The following is a 13,084-nucleotide window of genomic DNA, read 5'->3' on the forward strand; positions in this document are numbered from 1 at the left end:
ATATTTTCTATTTAATGATTTTTAAAAAGAAAGATTTACGCCTCCCATCCAAGTAGAGCAACTTGGCGTCGTATATCCAGCTGCCCCTTCTGGGTCAATTCCCTTGAAGTTAGTGAAAACGAATGGATTGTTAGCAGCAAAATAGAGTCTTATTCTTCTTGCCCTCAATCTACTGGTTATTTTGTCAGGTAAGGTATATCCCAATGTAATATTCCTTATTCTTAAATAATTTGCCTTTTGATATCGCAACGTACTAACATAAGCTGGTTCCTGATTATCCACACTAGGACGAGGATATGCATTAGTCGGATTATTGGGTGTCCAATAGTCTATCACTATACTATTCGCACGCCCGGGCTTATTTTCATATTCTATATCATTATTGAGCATAGAACCCATACTGGCATATAGAAAGAAAGAAAAATCGAATCCTTTATAGCTAAAGTTATTTACCATACTAGCTATAAACTTCGGGCTGGTAGTTCCCAATATTTTTCTATCAGCTTCAGTAATTTTATTGTCTCCATTATCCCAGATTTTAATATCTCCCAGTTTAAAACTAGCCCCATTGTCGTTAAACTTCTTCATTTCAGCAATATCTTCGGGAGTATCCTGCCAAATTCCAATTTTCTCATAATCATAAAACACATGTAATGGTTGCCCTATAAACCAACTATTTCCAATATCATCAATCTTGCCATTATATAAAGACTCAATCGATTCTTTATTAGCATAGAACATTACATCTGTAGTCCATTGAAAAGCTTTGGAATTAATGTTCATTGATGATAAAGAGACTTCTATACCTTTATTCCGAGTTTCGCCAACATTTGAAAGTACGCTTCCAAAACCCGATACCACAGGAATCTGCCTTTCCAACAGAAGATCGGAAGTATTTTGCAAATAAAAGTCTATAGCACCACTAAGTCTATTATCAAATAGCCCAAAGTCTAAACCAATATTCCATTGTTTAGTAGTTTCCCACGTCAATGCATCATTAGCCATTATTGATGGAGCATATCCTAATACTTCTTTACCACCATTATCCCATACATATTTAGCTAATTTTAACCCACCTTTAGTCATATAAGGATCAATTGCTGAATTTCCAGTTTTACCCCAACCTACCCTTAATTTTAAATTGGATATAATATTTTGCTTCTTCATAAAGGATTCTTCACTAATTCTCCATCCCAGAGCTATTGAAGGGAAAAGTACCCATTTATGTCCTTCCGCCAATCGCGAAGAACCATCATAACGTGCAGAACCAGTAAATAAATACTTTCCTTTATAGCTATAGTTCACACGTCCCATAAAAGATGCCATATTCCATTTTACCAACTTGCTACCAATATTATCAACAGTTAAAGCCGAAGCAATATCATTATATTGTAGTTTATCTGAAGCTATGTCTTGTACTCCCACTTGATTAGATTCATTTTTATCCTCTTGTATAGATTGCAGTAATGTAAGCCCTAATGAATGGTCTTTACCAAAATCCTTATTATAAAAAAACATATTCTCAAGAGTCATCATAGTGTATTTACTCATCCCATTTTCAGCATATGATGTTCCTAACTGTCTTTTCGATGTCTTAGAAGAATAAAATTGATAATCTTGTACTGTACGTGAATCCAAACCTAAATTACTTCTAAATTTTAGTCCCTCAATAGGAAAAGTTACTTCTATATAATAACTACCTAAATAACGGCTGGTCTTCAAAGGTGCAGACACTGCCCCATCAACTAAATTCATTAGAGGATTCCACATTTGAGCATCTGCCGCAACTAGTTCAGTGGGAGTTCCATCATCATTTCGCAAAGCTCCTAGAGGACTGATTCTATACATGTATTGATCTCCTTCCATTCCACTCCCACGCTGCTCGATCGAATGTGAGTATTGAGTTTGTAATCCAAACTTAAACCATTTATTAATTTCATGATTCAAGTTTAAACGTACCGAATATCTTTCATAGCTTTTATCTTTAATAACACCATCCACTCTGTTGTAAGTGGCCGAAGCTAGAAAATTAGTTTTGGTATTTCCACCTTGGACACTTATTTGGTGATCTGTTACAATTCCGTTTCGAGTAATATGGTCAAACCAGTTGTCGGTGCGGACATTACCAGGATTATAATTCCCGTTCTCATCATATCCCATCATTAAAGATTCAAGCACATAAGCATCCTGCTTAAACATCGGATTTGCCATATCGGCTGATTTATCGGGACTATCTGAAGTATACTTGCCTGAACTGTTCGTATTACGATATGCTTCACGTGTGTATTCTGCATATTGAGCTGCATTCATTAGTTCAAGTTTATTTTGGATTGTTTGCCCCCCTACATAACCGTTATAATCAACCATTGTTTTGCCATTTTTTCCTTGTTTTGTCGTAATTAATACAACCCCATTAGCACCTCTGGAACCATAAATAGCTGTAGCAGACGCATCTTTCAAAACCTCCATTGATGCAATATCCGAAGGACTAATTTCACGAAGCCCACCTGTGATGGGAACACCGTCAACCACATACAGCGGTTCATTACTTGCATTGATTGAACGTTTACCACGAATTAAAACTGACGGAGAAGTACCCGGTGCCCAATTATCCTGAGAAACCAATACACCGGAAGCACGTCCTTGCAAAGCTTCGGAGGCAGAGGTAACAGGTACAGAAGCAATCTTCGCTGCATCTACAGAAGTCATTGCACCTGTTACATCCCTTTTTCTTTGCACACCATACCCCACCACCACTACTTCATCTATCAATTCGCTATCTTCCTGAAGTATTATATTGGAGAGATTTTTATCGGATGCTTTCAGTTTAATAGTCTTATAACCAACATACGAAATAGTCAGAGTAGAATTCTCAGGAACATCTGTCAAAGAATATTCACCATCTATATTAGTTATCGTACCATTAGACGTCTCATCCACTAAAATACTGGCACCAATAACAGGTTCGCCTTTTTCATCAATAACAGTACCTGAAATCCTTTTTGTTTTCCCTGTTTGCTGTAAAGAGTCCGAAGTCTTCTTCTCTTTCAGATAGATTTTCTTCTCACCAATTTCAAAAACCACATCCGTACCAGTGAATAATTTACTAAGCACATTCGATAGCTCTTCATCTTTTGCTTCAATGGTAACAATCCTGTCCGGATAAACTGTAGGGCGACTGTATGCCACAGTCAGCCCGGTTTGTTGTGTAATGGCATCAAAGACTTTTGTTAACTTAACTTGCCGGAATTGCAAAGTCACTTTCTGAGCAGAGACTGTTAAACAAGTCATAAAGCCCAAAAGAAGGACAAGTAAAATCTTGTGTTTCATAACTTAAATTTTAGATTAACATTAGTATAAAAATTCGCTTTATACTAAGTAGACACACAAGATTTCGGAGCGGGTGAGAGAAAAAAGATTTTTTTTCGATAAATCAGGAAAAAGACTCTTAAAAGCAAAGAATCGTCATTGGCGGTTCTAAATGTAGCTCGTCATCTTGTATTCTATGTATCTGCGTATAATTGTCCAATCATCTATGATGATTTGTACAAATCTACGACTTTTATTATTATAAGCAGTAGTTTCGTGCAAGAAATCTGAGGGTAATATAAACTGTTCTATTTGATAAAGAAACTTCGTTCATAGAAGACAAAAAAGATAAAAGGCAGCTATTTCTTGCCGATACCGGCAAAAATCACCGTTTTTTGTGAATAATACAAAATCAAAACTTGCCGATAGAATAGTCTTGAATTATTACTCATTTCCATATTTCCAAAATGGTACTTACTTTCTCTTTAGCGGAGATAAGATAGAACGTCTGGAATAGTTTATTGGCAATTTACGTTTAGATATTCTGCATAATCAATGCATTAGACGGGAATCCTCTTTTTTTCTTGTGACTATCACTTCCCTTTCAGCCTCCTTATATTCAAACCGTAACGGTGCAATCTTTTCCAAATCCTGAAGAACTTTTTCGAGAAGCGTATTCTCTGACGTAATCGTAAAGTATACATCTCCAACCGTCGCGTCTTCTATCTTGAAGTCTACATCATACCAGCGATTCAGCACCTTGATAACCTCGGACAATGGGGCATCTTTGAAAGCGATCACGTTCTTTTTCCACAAAGAAGAAATCTGTGCATCCAAGTTCCGGGTAATGGTGCAATGTTCACTCTCCTTGTTATAGACAAGCTTCTCACCGGGTTTCAACGGATATTTCTTATCAGAAGAAAGCGTCAGATTAACACGACCTTCGTCCAGACAAACAGTGATATCCCGATTCTCCGGGTAGGCATGAACATCGAACGAGGTTCCCAAAACATGTACGGCAGGTCCGTTAAGATTGACAATGAAAGGCCGGCGGGAATTTTTCGATACTACAAAATAAGCCTCACCTTCCAAGTAGACTTCACGACTGGAGAACGCAAATTTCTTTGGATACTTCAGGCGTGAATCTGAATTTATATAAGCACGTGTGCCATCCTGAAACATCATTTGCAGGCGCTCACCTTTGGGCACATAGATTTCTTCGTAACCAGAATCACCCAGCAGATCGACACGGGTATTCACCTGAACAAACAGCCCTATCAGCAGCACAAACGGAATGAGTACGGCAGCCACACGGAAAGCAATCCTGCGGACGCGCTTCTGCCGGATGTTGCGACGGATATGGGCAAGCATCTCTTCGGACGGGATTTCGTGATTGACATAGAGCTCTTCGAATCCCTGTTTGATTTGTATGGCGTCACGTTCCATACTTTTAGCCAGATAGGCCGCACCCTCATCCGTAGCAAACCAAGCCGCTACAATCCGGGCAACTTCAGGAGTAGATGTGCCTGCCAGTACTTCCTGTATCTGTTTTTCTGTAGGTATATTCATATTCTCTGTACTCATACTGTTAAATAGACACTTAAATACCTTAACAAGGTGAGGTACGTAACAAAAATTAGCAATTTTCCCAGATGGATGCGCAACAGTTTCAGCGCATCGGAATAATGGGTTTTGATTGTATTGATCGAGAGTTTCAGGCGGTCGGCTATCTCCTGGTTGGAGAGTGCTTCACGCACTTTCATCAGGCAGATTTCCCGCTTCTGGGGCGGCAGCATATCGACTGCCTTATAAAAGATGGACATCAGTTCTTTCTTTTCCAGACTGTCAACAAGGGTATCTTCGTAAGCAGGGGTACCTTGGGCTATCTCATAATTCTTGGTAAGGGCAGTATTCTCATTGCGTATCACATTGAGTATATGATTTTTAGTCATTGTTATCAGGTAGTTTCTCAGGCTGATGCCCACCCGAAGCTCCGAACGGAATTCCCAGAAACGGGTAAATACGTGCTGCACAGCGTCTTCTGCCATCGCGGAACTCATCAAATAGCGATAGGCCAATGCATAAAGCAGTTTGTGATATTTATTGTAAACCGCAGTAAATGCCTCTACATCTCCCCGCTCCACTTTAGCAAAAAGTGTTTCATCTTCAATATCAGATGTTTGCGGGGTTTTACGCTGCATTTAAACTGTATTTTTAAGGTTAAAAGATAGAATGATACGGGCAAATATAGTCATTTTTGACAAAGGTGGGGTATGGATGGGAGATTTTTATGTATATAATACAATCGTGCTTCCAAAGTCTTAGCTTTGGATATGATTTCAGTATGATGACTAAAGCCGATTGAAAAGAAATCAGTCCAATTGAATTCATCAGCCAATGGCGAATAAATAGTAAACACATCGCATATCTACAAATAAATGAGTGAAAAGAAAGAGTATGAATCAGAACCGGTAAATCAACTCCCACCCTAGAATATGCCTGTCCAGATCACTCTCGTGCTGGTAGCAATAGAAAACATCTGCCGACCAGGAGGACGACAGTTTAGCTTCCACCCCACCGCGGGCACGGAAGCGGGAGGCATGAAACCATTCATCTTTGCCCAGGCCGTGATATTGCTCTAAAGAAACATACGGTGACCATGTAGTTACCTTATAGGCCGCTTTCAAGCGGGTGCGGAGACGGAATTCATCCGCTCCGTGTCCGTCGAAAGTATGCTGGAAACGTTCGCGCAGGGTGAACGTCCATTGTCGTTTTTTGAGAGTGAAAGAGACGCCCGCATGGTAACGGTGCCGGGATTTCCAGCCGTCTTCACCACGGTTGCGGTAGTGGTATTCGTAACCGCCCTCAGCTTTTAGAAACGGAAGAAGAAGAACAGAAGTACCTACGCCGAAGCCCCAACGGTCTATCTCATCCAGTGCGTCACGGGTACGCATCTCGACATCTCCGTAAAGTTCCACTTTGGAAGATACATCGTGCCGGGCTTTCATCTTGTTCCAAGTCACGAAATCACTGTCCTGTGCCTGCAAAGGAGGCAGACAGAAGACAAGCAGTCCTACACACAATATGACAAATCCCCGTAATACAGAATATTTCTTTAGCATATCATTCTCAAAGGTTTACTTCAACTTATTTTCTTAGAAGATGCAAAGCTAAAGAAAGATTCTGTAATAATTCTGTAATATTCCTGTAATATCAAGAAATCACTTGATTTTATCGTATTGCTGTTCGGCCTTGATTTCCGTATACTTGGGTGCATCTATCATTTCCACCAATGCCCTCAGCACCGGCCCCTCTCCCATCGGATCATTCTTCCACTGGGGACGGTTATAGTAGAATGACAAAGCGGGCATTATACCTGTACCTGCACAGATAGCCGTTACATCACCCTCTGGAGTAATCTTAGTGAACATGCCTTTCAACCCTTCCCATGCCACATAGATATAGTCGGGATGCAGCCACCCTTGTTTCACCCCTCTGGCAATGCCGAAGACGAACATGGCGGTTCCCGTGATTTCTTCATAGGAATCTTCCTTATCCAGAAGCTGATGCCACAATCCGTTCGCATCCTGATAACGAATCAGTCCGTCCGCCTGCATACGGAAGTTCCGGATGACATCTTCACGCATCGGATGGTCGGCGGGCATTCGTGCCAGCAAATCGGCAGTAGCCATGAAAACCCATCCGTTTGCCCTGGACCAATGGGCAACGCCATGCGCTTTATTATCCGTGTGATAGCAATGATAGTACAATCCTTTTTCAGGGCACCACAAGTAGCGGGTATAGTTCAATATCTGATTGGCTGCATCATCAAAGTATTTAGCATCACCTGTCGCCTCTCCCATCCTGACCAGAAAAGATAGGGCCATAAAGGCATCATCGGCCCAAATGGTATTGACATGCGGCCATAACCGGGCAATAGTGCCATCGGCAAGACGAGGTTCGGACACCATCAGGTGATGATCGGTCTGGTCGATATACTTCTGGAAAGCCTGTTCCGGATGACGGCGGTTGAGCACAATCAGACTGGCGCCCATAGGACCATTATCATCCAGACGTTTATTCCGGTAAATCATGTGCCAATTCACATGGTTCACGGCTCTCCAACCTTCCTGCTCCAATGTTTGGTCGTACAGGCGATGGAAGTAGTCCTGGTTTGCATCGTCGAAAATGAAATTCATGTTCTTCAGAACATAGTTCTCGTACTTCGAAGTACCTAATTTATCTCCCAACTCCATCAGAGCTATGTTAGTGACTCCGTTTGTGTAATGCCAATCCAGGTATTTGCTTTGTACTTTCACATTCTTATTTAAAGGTACGTTTTTGAGCGATGTATAGGTCTTGCCGCTTTTCTTATCTACAAAATCATAGGTTGTTGACTTCAGAATGCGGTCGGCAATCATTACAGCAGTTTCTCTGGCTTTCTCATTGGTCTGCGCAATCAATGAAGTGCTGCACAGCAGGGCGAATGAGAAGATCAAATAAGTATATATCTTTTTCATTTGTTTATCAGGAATATGTAGTTTTCAATATTAGTATATCCGTTGGAAGCTATCTTCATAGCATCGGACGGATCATTTTTATCAAGTCCGTATGTATCTTCAAAGTCGTCGGGCATACCATCATTATCCGTATCCAGTGGTTTGGTCCCCAACTTTATTTCACCGGGGCCTTGTGTAGGCAGGTCCATCTCCGTGAGAATGATTCCTCCTTTCTTACCCAATGAAGTTAATTCTTCAACAAGATAGCTATCTACCTGGTCACGGGCGGGTAATGAAGCTCCGCCATGCTGCACAATCCACTCGTAAGCATCCCGAGCGGTCATCAAGCCTTCGATAGTGGGATGCACATCCGACGGTTTATCCAGAAAAGTAGGAGTTATCACGACTTCAGTGCCAGACTCTTGTTTCCGTTTCGTGCAATCTTCACGGGTCAGTTCGCGACCATTCAACACTCCATCTTTATTTTCATCATAATAGTTACCGGATAAATGGGCACGGAAATGTTTGTTATAGCGCGTGAAGGGAGCGGTGGATCCCAGCGTTTTCCCATCATAATTTAAAGTAGCACCTACTATGAAATAGTTATTCCGGATATCGGCTTCGGAAGTCTGTTCCGTATCACCCATGATATAAGCACCGCCATTACCCCAGTTGTAAACGATGTTATTTACAAACTGATTCAGGCCTTTCACTTTCGGATTACGGGTTTTGTTGTCGATATACAGGTTACGGTATAAGGTCACTCCATTTTCAGCCGTAGTCTGGATAAGTCCTCCGCAAGAATGTGGTTGCAGGCCTTGCCCTATAAAGGAGTTCTGGATAGTTATATTCCGGGGCTGATCGCCCGGTTTCTTCGGATCTCCATTGATGGAAAAACATTCATCACGTCCCCAGGTGACCGACATGTGATCAAAAATCATATTCGCTCCGTAAGCGACACCGGCGGCATCTTTACCGTCTTTCCCGTTCACCCCCATCCGTATGCGCAGATAGCGGCAAATGACATTGTCGGCCCCGGAAAAAGAAACATGATTTCCATAAATGACAATTCCGTCACCGGGAGCCGTTTGTGCAGCAATAGTCAGATTCTTGGAAAAAGCAAGCGGGGATTGCAGGCGAATGATTCCCGCAACATCAAAAACAACGATTCTTCCGGGTTTACTCACCGCATCACGCAAAGAGCCTTTTCCCAAGTCAGCAAGCGTAGTGACGTGATAAACCTCGCCACGTCTTCCGCCTACCGCATTGCGCCCGTACCCTTCTGCTCCCGGAAAAGCAAGTACTTCTCCATAATCAGGGAAAGGAACAGACGGACCGGAAACCTCCTCTTTTTCATCGCAGGCTAGCAGAACCCATGCCAGAAGAAGTATTCCAATTGTAGCATATCTCATTATTCTAATCTCCTATTTTTAATAGTGTAAGTCAACAGGCGACCCGTATGGACGGATCAAAATCCGTCCATACTAAGCACAGCCCTCTTACAGAATCTTACACTTTCTGTTTTTATCAATAAGTTAGTATTCGGAAACCGTTATCCAGCGCGGGTCACCATATTCCTGAGTATAAACCGTAGACTCGGTATTGATAATCGTAAAGTCACCATCTTTGGCATTCCTGAAAAATGAAGAATCCGACATGCCCAGATCTATCAACGTCAGTCCCGTATCGGCCGCTTGTTCAAAGTCTGTGGTACAATAATTATTCTTTCCCGTCAGGTTGGTTTGTCCCGGAACCAGCGCTTTTCCTGCACTATATCCAAACACACAGGCATTAACGGATAACGGCAATGCCACAGACAGTTTTGAGAAATCGCCAATTGCCGTATACGACGACTTGCTTGTAGCCCAATTATAGAATGTACAATTCGAGATAGAAACCTTAGCGTTAGCCGAAACCGGTACATCAGCAGTAAGCACTCCAAAGACGCCCGGCGAGATATAAAACTCATAGAAGGTGGAGTTCGTTACAGCAACATCATTCCAGACATTGGAGCCTTTATTGATGGCGTGTATGAATCCGAATTGTTTCGTCACATATTTGGTGTCATTGATTCCGGTAACCAGACAGTTATCGATCCGGATATGGTTGATGGTCGTCATTCCTTCGCTGGCATCGCTCATCATCAGAACGGTAGAAGGAAGGACAATATCGGAGTTGCGGATTTCAAAACGATCTATCGTGATATCAGTTCCGGCATCATGTTTGCTGATATTCAACAAGCGTGTTTTACTACCACCACTTCCACCGGACACGATTGGTTCTTTGACATTCACATTCTCAACAATAAAATATTCGATTTCAGGAATCTTATTCACTTCCGGTTTAATGATAAAGCCACCTTTACGTATATAGAGCGTAGGACGGTCTCCGGGATTAGCCAAGAATGCAATGCTTTTCGTCAGTTTGATGTCACCGGTGCTACTTTCGGGAAGTCCGTTTGCCGACAGATAATAATCAACCCCATTTTTCAATTGAAAGATCAAACTTGATTGGCTGTCATCATCCATTCCCTCCTTTATCTTCGACAGTAAGTCAACGCCGTCCGTCACCAGTACGGCACCGGAAGGCATACCGGCTGTTGTGAATTTCTGCCGGTTGTACTTTTCCGCACCTTCGGGAGCTTTACTATTGGTCAATGCAACATAGTAGGATGTACGGGGAGTCAAACCTGAAATTACATACTTACCTGAAGCTATTTCCGATCCGGACAAATCAAAATGCTTTTCATCCGTTCCATTTCCCTGTTGCCAGATGGAAACACCATCCACAGGATTCTGCTCAGAAACCCTCCACTCTATCACAGCCGAATTCTCCGTTATCTGATGTTCATCCAATGCATAAAGTACTTTGGGTATGACACGCGTCAAAGTGGTGATAAGAGAAGAATATTCCGTCCAGTTTGAAATAATATTCAAGCTCTCATTATTTGCTCTTACTCGGGCATAATAACCTGTTTCATAGCGCAACCCTGCAAAAGTGCACTTACCGCTGTTTACCGTCTGCGTTGCAGCGGGTTCCGACTGGAAAGTCTGGTCGCGTGAAAGCTCCACCGTATAAGAGGTCGCTTCTCCGGATGTTCTCCAGGCAAGGGTAATCGAATTACCTTCCGCAAAACAGGAGGAGGCTATGAAGGAAGGCCTGAACAAGCGGGGCAGATCTTCCGCATCATCCTTGCATGAAGTAATATTCAATAGACAAAATGCCAATACAGGTATCAAATATATCAATAACTTTTTCATACTCTCTTTTTTAATATCCATAATAATTCTTCAATAGTCCCTGATGGCTCGACAATGCATCGGGCGGTATAGGCAATAGGTAACGGACAGGATCGACTTCCGGATTCACTGTTGCCGCATTCGATTCGTTGATATACCCATAGAATGAGAACAGTACGGCAGGGGCAGGTACCCACTGACGCGGATTCGAAGTATTCTTGACCTGCGTGCAATACTGGTTGCACATATTTATAAGTGTGTATCCTGTAGGTGCTTTTGAAGGATATGATTCAAAAGACTCATCATAAGAGCTCTTGCCTCCTTCTTTATACCAGTCTATGGTTTGCGACACACAGACGGCAGGCGGATTCACGGCATTAACCATTCTGTAATAAGCCACAGCCGGATAGGAATTGAAACGCTCATCATAAGTCGGCTCTTCAAACGCAGTGGACGCATTCTCATATTGCTTGGTGCGGGCTACTTTTCCTAAAGTAATCCAGTCGAAATAGAGGTTATAGAGGGTTTTTCCGTACAGATTCCAACGTGCCAGGTCATAACGTCTATGCTTCTCACCTCCCAATTCCCAAGCGCGTTCCTTCACTATCGCATCAAAGAAATCTTCTTTAGAAGTAAGTTTATCGACATAGGCGTCTACCATCTCCGCCTGATCTTCTGCCGCGAAAGCACGGTTGCGAACTTTCTTCAGGGCTTCTTTCGCTTGTGCCGTAGGCCCGTTATGGTTTTCATTGGCAGCTTCGGCGTACATTAGCAGTACGTCTGCATATCGCATATAAGTGTAGTTTATTCCAGTACCTTTATTGGAAGTGCTGCCCAAAGGGGTTGCCATAAACAGGCGGTTCCATTTCCCGCAATAAACCGTAAGGGCAGCTATAGGTTTCTGTACGATATTAGTCATTCCCGAATTTTCATAACGGAACATCTCGCACGTAAGGTCGCGGCGCAAGTCTTTATGATCAAATGACAGCATATAAGTAAGCGCCAGTTTTGAACCTCCCGAAGAATATCCGTGCGGAGCATTGGATGCATTCTGTCCTTCCGAATTCTTCTGCGAAACGATATAGGTTCCCCAAGAATATCCCAACTCTCCGGAACCACCTACCTTTGCCGGTACATCGAAAATATTATCATCATTCACCGGAACGACCCAGCTACATTCGTCCACCCAAAGCTGACGGAATGAACGATTCAGCGAGTGTTTGCCTTCATTAATTACTTTGCCTGCATATTTTTCAGCTATTTCATAGTATTTCTGCCAGTCATCATTGCGCTGCATTGAACCGATAGCAGCAGGGTTCGAGTAATCCGGACGCAGAGTCCATCCTCCTCTATACAATGCCATGCGGGCAATCAATCCCTGGCAAAACTCTCTTGAAGCAGCTTCCACTCCCCTGTCCGATTCTTCCGCATACCACATCACCGGCTCGACTTCAATAAGATCATTGATCATATCCGCCAATATAATGTCACGGTCGGTTGCACCGATAAACAGTTCATCCTTGTTTCCCGCCGGTTTCCTCCTATAAGGCACGTCTCCCCAGTTTCTCACTAATTCCAGATAATACATGGCACGCAAAACTTTCGCTTCACCATAATAGTGCATCACCCGGGAAGGTTTGGTTTTATCGGCAGCCTCAAACAAGGGACTTTGCTCGATACCTTCTATCACGTCATTCGTCCGGTTTACTCCGTCATACATACCTGTCCAGATGCTGCCATACGAACTGATATCACCTGCACTCGGTTCGAAAGCACTCTCTTTCAGATTGGACGACGTGGTGACCGTAGTGAACTCAACATCCGTATTGAACAGCATCTTCTGGGCTATGTTACCTACCCACCCCTTACCGCTGACCATCGGTACATACATACCATTGACAGCCGTGGCAATCTCCGATTCGCTGTTAAAGATATAATCTTTATCAAAAGTGGAAGGAGAGTTTACATTCAGGTAATCTTCACAAGATGTAAGTATCATCAATATGATAACTGGAATATAAAGTTTTCTCATGATTC

8 protein-coding genes are annotated in these 13,084 nt (G+C 42.6%); all 8 read right to left on the reverse strand.

Annotated features, from left to right (window positions below; genetic code table 11):
• Nucleotides 1-21: 21 nt before the first annotated feature.
• Complete coding sequence (locus tag K6V21_RS23935) at nucleotides 22-3,330, reverse strand: TonB-dependent receptor (RefSeq protein ID WP_224320116.1); 3,309 nt, start codon at nucleotides 3,328-3,330, stop codon at nucleotides 22-24.
• Between the two features lie 531 nt (nucleotides 3,331-3,861).
• The gene (locus K6V21_RS23940; protein WP_224320117.1) at nucleotides 3,862-4,893 is read right to left on the reverse strand and encodes a FecR family protein; all 1,032 of its coding nucleotides are present in this window, start codon (nucleotides 4,891-4,893) and stop codon (nucleotides 3,862-3,864) included.
• The gene (locus K6V21_RS23945) at nucleotides 4,890-5,510 is read right to left on the reverse strand and encodes an RNA polymerase sigma-70 factor (protein ID WP_224320118.1); all 621 of its coding nucleotides are present in this window, start codon (nucleotides 5,508-5,510) and stop codon (nucleotides 4,890-4,892) included. Before K6V21_RS23945 ends, K6V21_RS23940 begins: the two co-directional genes overlap by 4 nt.
• Before the next feature lie 261 nt (nucleotides 5,511-5,771).
• Nucleotides 5,772-6,431 (reverse strand): DUF2490 domain-containing protein, encoded by a 660-nt coding sequence (locus K6V21_RS23950; protein WP_224320119.1) that lies wholly within the window; start codon nucleotides 6,429-6,431, stop codon nucleotides 5,772-5,774.
• Nucleotides 6,432-6,530: 99 nt separating this feature from the next.
• Nucleotides 6,531-7,829: a glycoside hydrolase family 105 protein gene (locus K6V21_RS23955; protein ID WP_224320120.1), complete on the reverse strand. Its 1,299-nt coding sequence runs from the start codon at nucleotides 7,827-7,829 to the stop codon at nucleotides 6,531-6,533.
• A complete protein-coding gene (locus K6V21_RS23960) occupies nucleotides 7,826-9,220 on the reverse strand; it encodes a polysaccharide lyase (protein ID WP_224320121.1) in 1,395 nt (464 codons plus the stop codon). Before K6V21_RS23960 ends, K6V21_RS23955 begins: the two co-directional genes overlap by 4 nt.
• 123 nt (nucleotides 9,221-9,343) lie before the next feature.
• The gene (locus tag K6V21_RS23965) at nucleotides 9,344-11,068 is read right to left on the reverse strand and encodes a fibronectin type III domain-containing protein (RefSeq protein WP_224320122.1); all 1,725 of its coding nucleotides are present in this window, start codon (nucleotides 11,066-11,068) and stop codon (nucleotides 9,344-9,346) included.
• Nucleotides 11,069-11,078: 10 nt separating this feature from the next.
• A complete protein-coding gene (locus K6V21_RS23970) occupies nucleotides 11,079-13,079 on the reverse strand; it encodes a RagB/SusD family nutrient uptake outer membrane protein (protein ID WP_224320123.1) in 2,001 nt (666 codons plus the stop codon).
• Between the last annotated feature and the right edge of the window lie 5 nt (nucleotides 13,080-13,084).

Source organism: Bacteroides cellulosilyticus, assembly GCF_020091405.1.
Classification (GTDB): domain Bacteria; phylum Bacteroidota; class Bacteroidia; order Bacteroidales; family Bacteroidaceae; genus Bacteroides.